Source organism: Pseudomonas palleroniana (assembly GCF_003031675.1).
Taxonomy (GTDB): domain Bacteria; phylum Pseudomonadota; class Gammaproteobacteria; order Pseudomonadales; family Pseudomonadaceae; genus Aquipseudomonas; species Aquipseudomonas palleroniana.
This window is the reverse complement of sequence record NZ_PYWX01000090.1, coordinates 18,921-34,811: the sequence shown is the minus strand read 5'-3', so window position 1 is coordinate 34,811 and position 15,891 is coordinate 18,921. Positions and strand designations below refer to the sequence as shown.

General features: G+C 62.3%; 13 protein-coding genes. 8 read left to right on the top strand and 5 right to left on the bottom strand.

Going from position 1 to position 15,891, the window contains the following annotated elements:
• Positions 1-156 precede the first annotated feature (156 nt).
• From C9383_RS27150 to C9383_RS27135, 4 genes are all read right to left on the bottom strand, one after another.
• Complete coding sequence (locus tag C9383_RS27150; RefSeq protein ID WP_060756211.1) at positions 157-1,188, bottom strand: quinone-dependent dihydroorotate dehydrogenase; 1,032 nt, start codon at positions 1,186-1,188, stop codon at positions 157-159.
• Between the two features lie 86 nt (positions 1,189-1,274).
• On the bottom strand, positions 1,275-1,736 hold the full coding sequence (locus C9383_RS27145; RefSeq protein WP_162843523.1) for a transglycosylase SLT domain-containing protein: 462 nt from the start codon (positions 1,734-1,736) through the stop codon (positions 1,275-1,277).
• Positions 1,729-2,115, bottom strand: a complete 387-nt coding sequence (locus C9383_RS27140; RefSeq protein ID WP_090369303.1) for a winged helix-turn-helix domain-containing protein — start codon at positions 2,113-2,115, stop codon at positions 1,729-1,731. Before C9383_RS27140 ends, C9383_RS27145 begins: the two co-directional genes overlap by 8 nt.
• A 180-nt stretch (positions 2,116-2,295) precedes the next feature.
• Positions 2,296-3,183 carry a secretin N-terminal domain-containing protein gene (locus C9383_RS27135; protein WP_235863223.1) on the bottom strand — a complete coding sequence of 296 codons (888 nt, stop codon included), beginning with the start codon at positions 3,181-3,183 and terminating at the stop codon, positions 2,296-2,298.
• Positions 3,184-3,459: 276 nt separating this feature from the next.
• Between C9383_RS27135 and C9383_RS27130 the strand changes: the two genes are divergently transcribed.
• The 8 genes from C9383_RS27130 (at position 3,460) to cobA (ending at position 14,806) form a co-directional block, all read left to right on the top strand.
• On the top strand, positions 3,460-4,665 hold the full coding sequence (locus tag C9383_RS27130) for a CmpA/NrtA family ABC transporter substrate-binding protein (protein WP_090369299.1): 1,206 nt from the start codon (positions 3,460-3,462) through the stop codon (positions 4,663-4,665).
• A gap of 13 nt (positions 4,666-4,678) precedes the next feature.
• Positions 4,679-5,254 (top strand): ANTAR domain-containing response regulator, encoded by a 576-nt coding sequence (locus C9383_RS27125; protein WP_060756216.1) that lies wholly within the window; start codon positions 4,679-4,681, stop codon positions 5,252-5,254.
• 209 nt (positions 5,255-5,463) lie between these two features.
• Positions 5,464-6,675, top strand: a complete 1,212-nt coding sequence (locus tag C9383_RS27120; RefSeq protein WP_060756217.1) for a nitrate/nitrite transporter — start codon at positions 5,464-5,466, stop codon at positions 6,673-6,675.
• Positions 6,675-8,345, top strand: coding sequence for a bifunctional protein-serine/threonine kinase/phosphatase (locus C9383_RS27115; RefSeq protein ID WP_090369297.1), 1,671 nt, complete (start codon positions 6,675-6,677; stop codon positions 8,343-8,345). The genes C9383_RS27120 and C9383_RS27115 overlap by 1 nt, the downstream gene beginning before the upstream one ends.
• 231 nt (positions 8,346-8,576) lie before the next feature.
• On the top strand, positions 8,577-11,030 hold the full coding sequence (gene nirB, locus C9383_RS27110; protein ID WP_090369295.1) for a nitrite reductase large subunit NirB: 2,454 nt from the start codon (positions 8,577-8,579) through the stop codon (positions 11,028-11,030).
• The gene (nirD, locus tag C9383_RS27105) at positions 11,027-11,344 is read left to right on the top strand and encodes a nitrite reductase small subunit NirD (RefSeq protein WP_090369293.1); all 318 of its coding nucleotides are present in this window, start codon (positions 11,027-11,029) and stop codon (positions 11,342-11,344) included. The genes nirB and nirD overlap by 4 nt, the downstream gene beginning before the upstream one ends.
• A complete protein-coding gene (locus C9383_RS27100; protein ID WP_090369291.1) occupies positions 11,344-14,052 on the top strand; it encodes a nitrate reductase in 2,709 nt (902 codons plus the stop codon). The genes nirD and C9383_RS27100 overlap by 1 nt, the downstream gene beginning before the upstream one ends.
• A gap of 10 nt (positions 14,053-14,062) precedes the next feature.
• Positions 14,063-14,806: a uroporphyrinogen-III C-methyltransferase gene (gene cobA / locus C9383_RS27095; RefSeq protein ID WP_060756222.1), complete on the top strand. Its 744-nt coding sequence runs from the start codon at positions 14,063-14,065 to the stop codon at positions 14,804-14,806.
• 61 nt (positions 14,807-14,867) lie between these two features.
• Here cobA and C9383_RS27090 read toward each other — a convergent pair whose 3' ends face one another.
• Positions 14,868-15,851, bottom strand: coding sequence for an OmpA family protein (locus tag C9383_RS27090; protein ID WP_090369289.1), 984 nt, complete (start codon positions 15,849-15,851; stop codon positions 14,868-14,870).
• Positions 15,852-15,891: the final 40 nt, after the last annotated feature.

Sequence of the window (15,891 nt, the reverse complement as noted above, 5' to 3'; positions counted from 1 at the left end):
GTGGGAGGGGGCTTGCTCCCGATGAGGGTGTGCCAGCCAGCAGTTTATCGACTGATCCACCGCTATCGGGAGCAAGCCCCCTCCCACAGTGACAGCGTTAAGACTTAACTGACTGGCATTAGGGCGAGCCCGCTCACGACAAAGAGCGCAGTGAGCTCAGCGCGACGCAAGCCCGCTCGCCGCGATCGCATCCACCGCCTCGCGAATCAGCGCCGGCCCTTTGTAGATGAAACCTGAGTACAACTGCACCAGGCTGGCGCCGGCCGCGATCTTCTCGGCAGCATGCTTGCCTTCGGTGATACCGCCCACGGCAATGATCGGCAAACGCCCGGCCAGCTCAGCCGCCAGCACCTTGACGATATGCGTGCTCTTGTCCCGTACCGGCGCACCCGACAGGCCACCCGCCTCATCCCCATGCGCCAGACCTTCAACACCGACGCGGCTGAGGGTCGTGTTGGTCGCGATCACCGCGTCCATGCCCGAATCCATCAGGGCCTGAGCCACCAGCACGGTTTCTTCATCACTCATGTCCGGGGCAATCTTGATTGCCAAAGGCACGCGCTTGCCATGACGCACCGCCAGGTCTTCCTGGCGCTGGCGCAAGGCTTCGAGCAATTGCTTGAGGGAGTCACCGAACTGCAGGCTGCGCAGGCCCGGGGTATTCGGCGAACTGACGTTGACGGTGACATAGCTGGCATGGGCGTAGACCTTGTCCAGGCAGATCAGGTAGTCATCCACCGCACGCTCCACGGGCGTGTCGAAGTTCTTGCCGATATTGATCCCCAGGACGCCCTTGTACTTCGCCGCCTGCACCCGCGACAGCAGGTGATCGACCCCCAGGTTATTGAAGCCCATGCGGTTGATGATCGCCTCGGCTTCCGGCAGGCGGAAGATGCGTGGCTTGGGGTTACCCGGCTGCGGGCGCGGGGTCACGGTGCCGATTTCGACAAAGCCGAAACCCAACTGCGCGAAACCGTCGATGGCCGCGCCGTTCTTGTCCAGGCCCGCAGCCAAGCCGACCGGGTTAGGGAACTCGAGCCCCATCACCGACACCGGCACTTTCGCCGCAGCCTTGCATACCAGGCCATTGAGACCCAGGCGGCCACCGGCACCGATCAAGTCCAGGGACAGATCATGGGAGGTTTCCGGGGAAAGTTTGAACAACAGCTGGCGGGCCAGGGTATACATGGGCGGGCTAGACTCGGATGGCGGCGAAAGGTGGCGGCGATTATAGCCGGGGTCATAGGCCGCATGCGAGGCGTGCGGCCCAATCGTCAGTAGCGATTGGCGACCAACGCCTCATAGCGCGCCCAGATCTTCTGCGCGTATTGCAGGCGCAATGCATCGCGCTTGGGCCCTGCCCCCGCGCCCACGTTGTAGGAGCCGACGGCCGTCCAGTTGTAGCCGAAGCGTTGGATAAACTCGGCGAGTATCGAGGCGCCGACCTCGACAGACAGGCAAGGCTCATTCAGCAGCCGCTCTTCGGTGATGCCCAGCTTGCGCAAGCGCGGCAAATGAATGCTGTTGATCTGCATCAAGCCGATATCACGCGTGCCATTACGGTTGGCGTAGTTCATCGCCCCGGCACGATAACCCGACTCGACGGCAGCAATGGCCTGCAGCAACTCCGGTTCGAGGTCATAGCGACCGGCAACCTCCTCCCAGCAATAAGCCAACGCCGTCTGGCTGCCCATCAACAGGCTCAACAACACGGCTTGGCCCCACCGCTTATACATGGCTCAACTGCCCACAGCCCGGACACACGTGAGTCAACCGCCCACGCTCAGACCCTTCAACCTGCACCGGACAGGTAAAACGATAGCCTCGGCCGTAGATCGTCTTGATAAACGCCTTGTCGCCGCGCAAATGCTTGCGCAAGGCATAGATGCAGCGCGTGAGTGACTCCTCAGCCACTTCCCCCCGGGGCCATACCCGCTCCAGCAAACGGTCCTTGGTCACCAGCGTGCCGGCCGAGGCCAGCAGCAATCGCAGCACCTGCCCCTCCTTGGGTGGCAACTGAATATCCGCCTCCCCGCCTGTCAACCGGCCATCAGGGTGCAGGGTCCAGTGGGCAAAGACGAGGGTCTGCGTCGCGTGCTCAATCATCACGGGCATGCGCACCTCTGCATCCGACTACTGACATTCCAATCCTTATTTCCTGTACCGGCTCGCCGCCAACCTCACGACTATAAAAACCTGTCTTACGGCCCGCGTTAGGAAAAAACCCATTCGAACGGCGCTTTTTGGCCACTCCAGGTAAGACAATTCGCTGCCGAGCGAATAAACCACGCTGGTTCACGGAGGCGGCTCGCGCCCGGGTCGGACAAACGCACGCTGCACGCGCTCATACTGCGCCGCAGTCAGGGGCGGCGGCCCGGACGCCGGCGTGGGCTCTTCTTGAGCCATGCCCACTCGCCAGACCGAAATCTCATTCGGCCGCTTGGGGACATCCAGTTCGGCAACCAGCTTTTCGATCAGCCGCACCTGGGCAGGCGTGCCCTTGATCAACAGGCTGTTGGTATCCGGGTAGGCGGTCAGGGCAAGGCTCCCGTCGGCCAGTAATCTTTTCTGTTCGCTGGACAACAGCGACAGAATCATTGATGCCATCCCCGGCGAACGCACCGGGTTGGCGCCGGCCCCGTATTGGCGATCCTCCACATGCGTGTTGAACACCTGCACCACTGCCAATGAGAACTTACCCAGGCGCACATCTCGGCGTGGCCGGTCCATCAATTGGGCCAGCCGCAAGACTTGCTCGACATAGTTCGGCGGCCCCGACACATAAAACGTGCGCGCCCCGTTCTCACGCAGGGGATAGCGCGACTCATCCAACCCCGTACGCCGCATTGCCCGACGCATCGCGTCGACAGCAATATGGCGCAGCCCTACCGCCAGGCTTCTCGCCTCTGCGGCAGCGTAGACGTACAGCCCTTGCCCATCGCTATGCCAGATCAAGTCTTCCTGCCGGGCCAGCGCCTCCAGGGCCTGTTGCGGCGCGCTGAAATCGAACGTCCCGCTCACCCGTCTGCCAGCCGCTTCCCGGCTGGTCACGACAGGCATGCCCAGTGCCACCGACAGCTCGCCCAACAGCGCGTGGAGGCTTTCATCCCTGGCCTGATAAGCCTCGGCCCAGGCCGCGAAACTGCCCAGCAACAGCACCGCGCACAACAGCCCGTTGCGCAACCGGAGGCGGAGCCTCGTTGCAGGGGAATCAGCATGCACCTTGGGTTTTCCTCGGCAGTGCGACGTTAAGAGGTGGCCATACTGAAAGGCAGGCAGCGCTCAATCTTGATGAAAAACTGACGGCAGCCCGTGGCATGTGCCTTGCTATGCACTCTGTATCTGAGCGCGCACCAACGACGGAGCGGGCTTACGGACAAAGGCGTCGTTACCCTGCAATGGCCTGCGCGGCCATCTGTAGGAACGGCGCTTTTTTGTGAGAGAAAAAGGTAGGTGTTGATGAAGAGTTCAGATCCGCTGGCCTGGGTCAACGGCAGCGACGCTCCGGAAAAAAGCAGCCTCGACCTGGGCTTCATGGCCTTGACCGATTGCGCCTCCCTGGTGGTCGCGGCCACTCAGGGGTTTGCCCAGCCGTATGGGCTCACACTCAACCTCAAGCGCCAGGCATCCTGGGCCACTCTGCGCGACAAACTGGTCAGCGGCGAACTGGACGCCGCCCATAGCCTGTACGGGCTGATCTATGCGGTACACCTGGGCATCGGCGGCGTAACGCCTACCGAGATGGCCGTGCTGATGGGGCTCAACCAGAACGGTCAGAGCATCAACCTGTCCCACGGTTTGCAGCAGCAAGGCGTGGTCACTCCTGAGGCATTGGAACGCCACGTGCACCAAAGCCGAACAAAACTGACCTTCGCCCAGACCTTTCCCACAGGCACCCACGCCATGTGGCTGTATTACTGGCTGGCGAGCCAGGGCATTCACCCCCTTAAGGATGTCGACAGCGTGGTCGTACCGCCGCCGCAGATGGTCGCGCACCTGCAAGCCGGGCGAATCGATGGTTTTTGTGTCGGCGAACCCTGGTGCGCCAGCGCGGTACAACAGCGCCAGGGCTTTACGCTGGCTACGACCCAGGCGATCTGGCCGGACCACCCGGAAAAAGTGCTCGGCTGCACCCAGGCCTTCGTCGACCAGTACCCCAACACGGCGCGCGTGCTGGTGATGGCCATCCTGGAAGCCAGCCGCTTCATCGAAAACAGCCAGGAAAACCGGCGCTCCACCGCGCAGCTGCTCAGCGCCCGCGACTACCTCGACGCACCGCTCGATTGCATAGAGCCGCGCCTGCTCGGTGTGTATGACGATGGCCTGGGCAACCGTTGGCAAGATCCCCACGGGTTGCGCTTTTTCGCCGAGGGCGAGGTGAACCTGCCGTACCTGTCCGACGGCATGTGGTTCATGACCCAATTCCGCCGCTGGGGCCTGTTGCGGGAAGACCCCGACTACCTCGGCACGGCGCGCCAGGTACAGCAACTGGAGCTGTATCGCCAAGCCGCCCGGGCGGTGGGCGTGCACGCGAACAACGAAGACTTGCGCAGCAGCCAGTTGATCGACGGCAAGGTCTGGGACGGCTCCGATCCCGCCGCTTACGCTCGCAGCTTCCGCCTGCACGCCATGGCCGAACCTGCGAACCGCCAGGCTCTGCGCTGACAGGAGGTGCCCGATGTTGCGAATCCTGTTGATCAACGACACCCCGAGCAAGGTCGGCCGGCTCAAGGCCGCACTGACCGAGGCCGGTTTCGAGGTAATCGATGAGTCCGGCCTGACCATCGACCTGCCCGCGCGCGTCGAAACGGTGCGCCCGGATGTGATCCTGATCGATACCGAGTCGCCCGGCCGCGATGTGATGGAGCAAGTGGTGTTGTTAAGCCGCGATCAGCCACGGCCGATCGTGATGTTCACCGACGAGCATGATCCGAGCGTGATGCGCCAGGCGATCAAGTCCGGCGTCAGCGCCTATATCGTCGAAGGTATCCAGGCCCAGCGCCTGCAACCGATCCTCGACGTGGCCATGGCGCGCTTTGAGAGCGACCAGGCCCTGCGCGCCCAGCTCCAGGCGCGTGACCAGCAGTTGGCAGAGCGCAAGCGCATCGAACTGGCCAAGGGCATGCTGATGAAAATGAAGCACTGTAATGAAGAAGAGGCCTACACCCTGATGCGCCGCCAAGCCATGAGCCGCCAGCAAAAACTGATTCAGGTGGCGGAACAGATCATCGCCATGAGCGAGTTGCTTGGCTGAACTGGCGCAGCTCTTGCTAAGCATTCATCACCGGTAACCAACGGCGGTTGCCCCTCCACGACAAAGACGTCGCCCACCCGGTTTGCCCGCGCAAACCCGGTGGCGGCGTTTTTTCGTTTTGGCCCCAGCGCATGGGGCGGATGGGGCGGCCACGGTCGGCAGCTCCATCACTCGGCCTTCTTACAGACTCCCAACCGTTGAGGTGCGTGATGAAATCAAGCTTCTGGAAATCCGGGCACACCCCGACCCTGTTCGCCGCGTTCCTGTATTTCGACCTGAGTTTCATGGTGTGGTACCTGCTCGGCCCGCTGGCGGTGCAAATCGCCGCCGACCTGCACCTGACCACCCAACAACGCGGCCTGGTGGTGGCCACGCCGATCCTGGCGGGCGCGGTGCTGCGCTTTGTCATGGGCATGCTGGCCGACAGGCTGTCGCCCAAGACCGCCGGGCTGATTGGCCAGGTGATTGTGATCAGTGCCTTGTTCGGTGCCTGGAAACTGGGGATCCACAGCTACGAACAAGCCTTGTTGCTGGGCGTATTCCTGGGCATGGCCGGTGCGTCGTTTGCAGTGGCGCTGCCCTTGGCGTCCCAATGGTACCCTGCGGAACACCAGGGCAAGGCCATGGGCATCGCTGGCGCAGGTAACTCCGGCACGGTGTTCGCCGCCTTGCTGGCACCGGTCCTCGCGGCGGCGTTCGGCTGGAGCAACGTGTTCGGCTTTGCGCTGATTCCGTTGGTGCTGACCCTGATCGTCTTCGCCTGGCTCGCCCGCAACGCCCCCGAACGTCCGAAACCCAAAGCCATGGCCGACTACTTCAAGGCGCTGGGCGATCGTGACAGTTGGTGGTTCATGTTCTTTTACAGCGTGACCTTCGGCGGTTTTATCGGCCTGGCCAGCGCCCTGCCCGGCTACTTCAACGACCAGTACGGCCTGAGCCCGGTGACCGCCGGCTACTACACCGCCGCCTGTGTCTTCGGCGGCAGCCTGATGCGCCCGCTGGGCGGCGCCCTGGCTGACCGTTTCGGCGGGATTCGCACCCTGCTCGGCATGTACAGCGTGGCCGCGATCTGCATCGCTGCGGTGGGCTTCAACCTGCCCAGTTCCTACGCTGCATTGGCGCTTTTCGTGTGCACCATGCTCGGCCTCGGTGCCGGTAACGGTGCGGTGTTCCAATTGGTGCCCCAGCGCTTTCGCCGTGAGATCGGCGTGATGACCGGCCTGATCGGCATGGCCGGCGGCATCGGTGGTTTCGCCCTGGCGGCGGGCATGGGTGCGATCAAGCAAAGCACCGGCAGTTATCAGATGGCGCTGTGGTTGTTCGCCAGCCTTGGCGTATTGGCCTGGTTCGGCCTGTACGGCGTCAAACGGCGCTGGAGAACCACCTGGGGCTCGGCTGCCGTGACCGCCGCGCGCGTCTGATGAGCCTGCAACTGAGCGTCGCCCAGGCCAGCGCCATCGGCCCGCGGGCGGAAAACCAGGACGCGCTGCGGGTGGTCACGCCCGTGGCGGAGTTGGCCGCGAGCAAAGGCTTTTTATGCGCCATAGCCGATGGCGTCAGCCAATGTGCCGACGGCGGCCTGGCCGCACGCTCGACCTTGCAGGCTCTGGCCCTGGACTATTACGCCACGCCGCAAACCTGGGGCGTGGCCCAGGCGCTCGAACGGTTACTGCTCGCCCAGAATCGCTGGCTGCAAGCCAACGGCGGCGGCCAGCCGTTGCTGACCACCCTCAGCGCCCTGGTGTTTCGTGGGCAACGTTTCACCCTGGCCCATGTGGGAGACTGCCGGGTGTATCGCTGGCTCGACGACCAATTGTTGCGCATCAGCGAAGATCACGTGTGGGAACAACCGGGCATGCAGCATGTGCTCAAGCGTGCCCTCGGCCTGGACCAACACCTGGTGCTGGATTTTCTCGACGGCGAACTGCGTGCGGGCGAATGCTTCCTGCTGCTCAGCGATGGCGTCTGGGCCACCCTGGGCGACCACAGCATCCGTGCCATCCTGCGTGAGCAAAGCGATCTCGATACGGCAGTCAACACCCTGGTCAACGCCGCGCACCTGGCCGGCAGCCTGGACAATGCCAGCGCCCTGCTGGTGCGTGTCGACAAACTCGGCGGCGCCACGCTCGGCGATGCGTTGGTGCAGTTGCAGCAATGGCCGTTGCCGCCGCTGCTGAAAGCCGGGCAACGGTTTGAAGGCTGGCAGGTTGAAGGGGTGCTGGCACAAAGTCGACAGTCCTTGCTGTACCGGGTGCACGACGCCCAGCAGCAGCCGTGGTTACTCAAAACCCTGCCGCTGGACTGCGACGATGACAGCGACGCGGGCCAGGCTCTGCTGTCGGAAGAATGGTTTTTGCGCCGGGTGGCCGGGCGCGCCTTTCCTGAAGTACACGCAGCCGGCGACCGTCAGCATTTGTACTATGTGATGCGTGAATATCCGGGGCAGACCCTGGCCGAGCTGTTCCGGCGCCAGGGCCCTCTGCCCCTGGCCCAATGGCAATCCATTGCCGAGCGTTTGCTGCGCGCGGTGGGCCTGTTGCACCGGCGGCAGATCCTGCACCGCGACATCAAACCGGAAAACCTGTTGCTAGGCGACGATGGTGAGCTGCGTGTGCTGGATTTCGGCTTGGCCTACTGCCCGGGGCTCTCGGAAGACCGCGCCCACCTGCTGCCCGGCACGCCAAGCTTTATCGCGCCCGAGGCGTTTAACGGCGAACGCCCTACCGCCCAGCAGGATTTGTATAGCGTTGGCGTCAGCCTGTATTACCTGCTGACGGGGCACTACCCCTACGGCGAGATCGAAGCCTTCCAACACCCCCGATTCACCCAGGCCATCAGCGCCAGCCGCTATCGCCCTGACCTGCCGGACTGGCTGCCGCTCAGCCTGGAGCGAGCCGTGGCGGCCTCACCCGCGCAGCGTTATGAAACCGCCGAAGAATGGTTGCTAATGCTGGAACAGGCCGAGCGCCGCGAGTTGAGCGTGCGGCCACGCCCGCTGCTGGAGCGTGAACCGCTGAAAGTCTGGCAAACCCTGGCGATGCTCTCACTACTGATCAATCTGGTGCTGGGCTACTGGCTGCTGCACCACTAGAGGGCGATTCTGCCTCGTCGATCGACAGTAAACCCAATAAAACCGGGGGTGGGCCAACTTGGCACAGCCACTGCATTAACTGATTCAAGAACATACATATAGCCCGTCCTTCAACGTTGAAGGGCGAGCTTCCCGAGAGAACGGGACCGGACAAAGGCGTCCTCGCTAGATCACTGGCGGGGGCGCCTTTTTTGTTTGCGCACGATTTGTCGAGCCATTGCGGAGAACGACATGAAAAAACTCAAATTGGTCATGATCGGCAACGGCATGGCCGGGGTTCGCACCCTGGAAGAATTACTCAAGCTGAGCAGCGAGCTGTACGACATCACCGTATTCGGCGCCGAGCCACATCCCAATTACAACCGCATCCTGCTATCGCCGGTGCTCGCCGGTGAACAGACCTTCGAAGAGATCGTACTCAACGACTTGAGCTGGTACCTGGACAACGACATCAAGCTGCTGCTCAACCGCAAAGTGGTGCAGATCGATCGCGTCAAACGCATCGTCATCGCCGAGGACGGTACCGAGGCCGAGTACGATCGCCTGCTGATCGCTACCGGTTCCACGCCATTTATCCTGCCGATTCCCGGCAACACCTTGCAGGGCGTGATCGGCTATCGCGACATTGCCGACACCCAAGCCATGATCGACACCGCCAAGACCCACAAGCACGCGGTGGTCATCGGCGGCGGCCTGCTCGGCCTGGAAGCCGCCAACGGCCTGATGCTGCGCGGCATGCAGGTGACCGTGGTGCATATCGGCGAATGGCTGCTGGAGCGGCAACTGGACAAGACCAGCGGCCAGTTGTTGCAAACCGAACTGGAAAGCCGTGGCCTGGAGTTTCGCCTGTGCGAACAGACCCAGGCCCTGCACGATGCCGGCAATGGTCGCGTCGGCTCGGTGCAGTTCAAGAACGGCGACATCATCCCGGCCGACCTGGTGGTGATGGCGGCCGGCATCCGCCCCAACACCGAACTCGCGGAAAAATCCGGCATCCCCTGCAACCGTGGGATTCTGGTCAACGATACCCTGCAAACCTATGACCCGCGCATCTACGCCATCGGCGAATGCGCCAACCATCGGGGTACCGCTTACGGCCTGGTCGCGCCGCTGTTCGAACAGGCCAAGGTCTGCGCCAATCACCTGGCCCAACTCGGCTTTGCCACTTACAAAGGCTCGGTCACGTCGACCAAGTTGAAAGTCACCGGTATCGACCTGTTCTCCGCCGGCGACTTCATGGGCGGCGAAGGCACCGAGACCATCACCCTCTCCGACCCGATTGGCGGCGTGTACAAAAAACTGGTGATCAAGGACGACATCCTGGTCGGCGCCTGCCTGTACGGCGACACCGCCGACGGGGGTTGGTATTTCCGGCAGATCCGTGAGAACCACGCCATCGGCGAGATCCGCGATCACCTGATGTTTGGCGAAAACGCGCTGGGAGACGTCGGCCATCAAGGCCAGGACAAGGCCATGAACATGGCCGACAACGCCGAGGTCTGCGGCTGCAACGGCGTGTGCAAGGGCACCATCGTCAAGGCGATTCAGGAACACGGGCTGTTCAGCGTCGACGACGTCAAAAAACACACCAAGGCCGCCAGCTCCTGCGGCTCCTGCGCCGGGCTGGTGGAACAGATCCTGATCAACACCGTGGGCGGCGCCGCCGACGTCAAACCCAAAAGCGAAAAAGCCATCTGCGGTTGCAGCGACCTCAACCACGGACAGATCCGCCAGGCCATCCGCGACCAGCACCTGCTGACCATCGCCGGCACGATGAGCTACCTGAACTGGCGCACGCCCAACGGTTGCGCCACCTGCCGGCCGGCGTTGAACTACTACCTGATCTCGACCTGGCCCGGCGAGGCCAAGGACGATCCGCAATCGCGCCTGATCAACGAACGTGCCCACGCCAACATCCAGAAAGATGGCACCTACTCCGTCGTCCCCCGGATGTGGGGCGGCGTGACCAATCCGTCGGAGCTGCGCCGTATCGCCGACGTGGCCGACAAGTACAACGTGCCGATGGTCAAGGTCACCGGCGGCCAACGCATCGACTTGCTCGGCATCAAGAAACAGGACCTGCCTGGCGTGTGGAAAGACCTCGACATGCCGTCGGGCCACGCCTATGGCAAATCCATCCGCACCGTGAAGACCTGTGTCGGCAGCGAGTTCTGCCGCTTCGGCACGCAGAATTCCACACAGCTGGGCATCGAGTTGGAGCACGACCTGTTCAATATGTGGTCGCCGCACAAGGTCAAGTTGGCGGTCTCCGGTTGCCCACGCAATTGCTCGGAAGCAGGCATCAAGGACGTCGGCATCATCGGTGTCGACTCCGGGTGGGAGATGTATATCGGCGGCAATGGCGGGATCAAGACAGAAGTCGCGGAGTTCTTCGTCAAGCTGAAAACCGCCGAAGAAGTGCGCGAGTACAACGGCGCGTTCCTGCAGTTGTATCGCGAAGAAGCCTTCTACCTGGAGCGCACCGTGCACTACCTGCAACGGGTCGGCATGGAGCACATCAAAAAAGCCGTACTGGAAGACCCGGCCCGACGCCGAGCGTTGAATGAGCGCCTGCAATTTTCGCTGTCGTTCGAACAGGACCCGTGGAAGGAGCGCCTGGAGCAGCCCCAATTGAAAAAGGAGTTCGAGGTCATCCCCGTCAAACAGCTGGAGGTGTCGGCATGAACTGGCTGGATATCTGCGCCCTCGATGAAATCAACGCCCTGGGCTCGCGCATCATCCAGGGGCCTAAAGGCGATATTGCGATTTTCCGTACCAGTGACGATGAAGTCTTCGCCCTCGACGACCGTTGCCCGCACAAGGGCGGGCCGCTGTCCCAGGGCTTGATCTACGGCAAACGCGTGGCCTGCCCGTTGCACAACTGGCAGATCGACCTGGCGTCCGGCGAAGCCCAGGCGCCGGATATCGGCTGCGCCCACCATCACCTCGCCCGCGTGGAAAACGGCCGGGTGATGCTGGCCCTGCGGGACGCAGGTTGATGAACCGCCAGGTTACCGCGTCTACCTGCTGTTATTGCGGGGTGGGTTGCGGCGTGTTGATCGAGCATGACGGCGTACAGATCCTCGGCGTGCAAGGCGACCCGAGCCACCCGGCCAACTTTGGCAAGTTATGCAGCAAGGGCGCCAGCCTGCACCTGACCGGTGACCTGGCTGCCCGCGCCTTGTACCCCGAACTGCGCCTGGGCAAAAACCTGGCCCGTGCGCGCACCGATTGGGACACGGCCCTGGAACACGCCGCCAACGTATTCGCCGACACGATCGCCGAACACGGGCCGGACAGCGTGGCGTTCTACATTTCCGGGCAATTGTTGACCGAGGATTACTACAGCTTCAACAAACTGGCACGGGCGCTGGTGGGCACCCACAACATCGATAGCAACTCGCGGCTGTGCATGTCTTCGGCAGTGGTCGGCTACAAGCGCAGCCTGGGTGCCGACGCCCCGCCGTGCAGCTATGAGGACCTGGAAAACAGCGACTGCGTCATGATCGTCGGCAGCAATATGGCCTACGCGCATCCGGTGCTGTTCCGACGCTTGGAAGAAGCCAAGGCGCGGCGCCCACAGATGAAAGTGCTGGTGATCGACCCACGGCGCACAGACACCTGCGACCTGGCTGACCTGCACCTGGCGATTTTACCGGGTACGGATGTGGCGTTATTCCATGGGATCTTGCATCTGTTGCTGTGGGAAGACTGGATCGACCGCGACTTTATCCAGGCCCATACCGAGGGGTTGGCACCGCTGAAGCGGCTGGTGCATGACTACACACCGCAGATGGTCACGCAGTTGTGCGGGATCAGCGTTGAACAACTGCGCCTGTGCGCGCAATGGGTGGGTACCTCCAGCAGTTTCCTGTCGTTGTGGTGCATGGGGCTGAATCAATCCACCGCCGGCAGTGCGAAAAACAGCGCCTTGATCAACCTGCACCTGGCCACCGGGACCATTGGCCGGCCGGGCTGCGGCCCGTTTTCCCTGACCGGCCAACCCAACGCCATGGGTGGCCGCGAGACCGGCAGCCTGGCGAATCTGTTGCCGGGCCATCGTGAAGCGGCCAACCCGCAGCATCGGGCCGAAGTCGCCGCGTATTGGGGGGTTGATTCATTGCCGCAGCCAAACGGGCTGACCGCGATCGAACTGTTCGAGCAGATCCAGGCCGGCAAGATCAAGGCGCTGTGGGTTGCCTGTACCAACCCCGCACAATCGCTGCCGGACCAGAACCGCGTACGCGCAGCCTTGGCCGCTTGCCCGTTCGTGGTTCTGCAGGAAGCTTTTCGCACCACGGAAACGGCCGCTTATGCCGACCTACTGCTGCCTGCCGCCAGTTGGGGAGAAAAGGAAGGCACCGTGACCAACTCCGAGCGACGTATTTCCCACGTCCGCCAAGCCATCGTCCCACCGGGAGAAGCACGGCCCGATTGGGCCATTACGCTGGATTTCGCACAGCGCCTGGAAAAGCGCTTGCGGCCGGGCTTGGCCAGCCTGTTTGCGTTCGAACAACCGGCGCAGATCTTTGATGAATACAAAGGGCTGACGCGCCATCGTGACCTTGACCTGTCGGGTGTCAGCCATGCCCTGCTCGACCGGATCGGGCCGCAGCAGTGGCCGTTTCCGACGGGCGCGCATGCCGGAACAACGCGCCTGTACAGCGATGGCGTGTTCCCAACCGATAGCGGGCGCGCGCAGTTTGTCGCTGATCCTTACCGCGCGGCCAAGGAGCAACGCGACGCCCGCTTCCCGCTGACCCTGATCACCGGCCGCCTGCGCGACCAGTGGCACGGCATGAGCCGCACCGGCACGGCGGCCCAGTTGTTTGGGCATGTCAGCGAAGCGTTGTTGGGCCTGCATCCCGATGAATTACGTCGCCATCGCTTGAAGGACGGTGATCTGGTCAGCCTGAAAAGCCGCCGCGGCAGTGTGATCGTCGCGGTCAGCAGCGATGACAGCGTGCGCCCAGGCCAGGCGTTCCTGCCCATGCATTGGGGCGACCGCTTTCTCAAGGGTGGCGTCAACACCCTTACGCAGCCGGCGTTTGATCCGTTATCGAAACAACCGGAACTCAAGCACAGTGGCGTGCGCCTGGAGGCCGTACAACTGCCGTGGCAGTTGTTCGCGCTGATCGAAGGCAATGTGCAACAGCACTTTGAGGCGCTGCGCCCGCTGTGCGAGGACTTTGCCTACGTCAGTTTGACTCTGGTCGGACGTGAACGCCCGGCATTGCTGGTGCGCGCCGCACATGGCGAGGCGCCCGACTTGTCACTGCTGACCCGTATCGACGCCCTCCTCGGCCTCAATGACGGCCCTGTCATGGCTTATGACGACCCACGTCGCTCGATCGGCAAACGCGTGAAGATCGAGCAAGGCCGCATCACCGCCCTGCGCCTGGCAGGGGAAACCCTGGCGCGGCACTGGTTGCAAAGCCTGTGGCTGGAAGGTCGCGCCGATGATCAATTGCGACGCTGGCTGCTGGCCCCATTAAGCGCACCGCCGGGTGGTGCGGCGGCCAGCCTCAAGACCCTGTGCAACTGCAAGAACGTCAGCGAAAGCGCGGTGTGTGCCGGCATCGCCCGCGGCCTGGGCCTGGAAGGGCTCAAACAAGCGCTGGGCTGCGGCACCCAATGTGGTTCCTGTGTACCGGAAATCAAACGTCTTTTGGCCGGCAACCCGCAGCCATTCGCCATTAATGTGTGAGGAGAAGAACATGAACGCAAAAGTCTGGCTGGTGGGCGCAGGGCCTGGCGATCCGGAACTGTTGACCCTCAAGGCGGTGCGGGCCTTGCGTGAGGCGGATGTGGTGCTGATCGATGATCTGGTCAACCCACAGGTGCTGGAGCATTGCCTGGATGTGCGGGTGATCACCGTCGGCAAGCGCGGCGGCTGCCGTTCGACGCCACAGGATTTTATTCATCGCCTGATGCTGCGTTATACGCGCCAGGGAAAATGCGTGGTGCGGCTCAAAGGCGGCGATCCGTGCATTTTTGGCCGGGGCGGTGAAGAAGCGCTGTGGTTGCGCGAGCGCGGTGTCGATGTGGAGCTAGTCAACGGGATCACGGCAGGGCTGGCGGGTGCGACGAATTGCGATATCCCGTTGACCTTGCGCGGTGTGAGCCGTGGCGTAACGCTGGTCACGGCGCATACCCAGGACGACAGCAGCCTGAATTGGCGGGCACTGGCCGAGGGCGGGACGACGTTGGTGGTGTACATGGGGGTGGCGAAGCTGGAGGAGATTCGCCAGCAATTGCTCAACGCTGGCATGGTCGCCGATATGCCGGTGGCGATGATCGAAAATGCCTCCCTGCCCCAGCAGCGCGAATGCCGCAGCACGCTAGCGCGCATGCATTGGGACGCACAGGCATTTGCCTTGAAGAGCCCGGCGATTCTGGTGATCGGCAGCGTTGCCGCGGCTGCGCAGGCGGCGTGCATTGCCGTGCCAGCCAGCGCCTGAGGCATATATTGCAGGCGAAAAAAAACCCGGCCTGAGCCGGGTTTTTTCTACTGCTCAGTAATTACTGAGCAGCTTGAGCTTCTACCGAGGCTTCTACGCGACGGTTGATAGCACGACCAGCTTCAGTTGCGTTGTCAGCAACTGGGCGGGATTTGCCGTAACCAACCGAGCTTACACGGTTAGGAGCAATACCGTCTTTGACCAGAACTTGCTTAACAGCGTCAGCACGACGCTGGGACAGCTTCTGGTTGTAAGCGTCTGGACCTACGGAGTCAGTGTGACCTTCAACCACGGTGGTGGTGTTAGGGTACTGCTTCATGAAGTCAGCCAGGTTTTTCACGTCAGCGTAGCTGTTAGGCTTAACAACGGACTTGTCGAAGTCGAACTTAACGTCCAGCTCAACACGAACAACCTGAGCAACTGGAGCTTCTGGCTCTGGAGTTGGCTCTGGAGCTGGTGCTGGGGTAGGAGCTGGAGCGACTGCGCCAGCGTTACCGCCGAAGTTCACGCCCAGGCCGACCAGTGCGGAGTAGTCCCACTTGCCGTTGTCCAGTGCGTAGTCAGCTTCAACACCGGCACGAGCGTACAGGTTGTTGGTGAAGTAGTACTTCACGCCAGCGCCAGCGATAGCCAGGGTGGACTGGTCGCGACCGCTGTGGCCGTCAGCTTTGACGTTGGTACGGCTCTGGTGACCGAAACCGCCTTCTACGTATGGACGCAGGCTGTCTACGCCAGCTTGACCGAAGTGATACTGGGCAACCAGGCTGCCGGTATCGCCTTTGATCTTCTGGTTACCAGTACCGTCGTTCGAACGGGTGTGGTTGGTAGTGTCGTAGGACAGGTTCAAGGACAGGTCGTCGGTCAGGAAGTAACCGATGCGAGCGCCAGGGTTGAAGCCGTCTTCGATGTGCTTGACGCTATCGTTGTACTGCTTCTTGTAGAACAGCTCGCCTTCAACTGCGCCTTGGCCTTGTGCCAGTGCGCCGAAAGAAGAAGCGGCAATAAGAGTACCAATGGCCAAGCCCAAGGTGTTTTTCAGTTTCATCCGTTAAATCCCCATCTGGTGATTGTAAAGCAGTCCCACA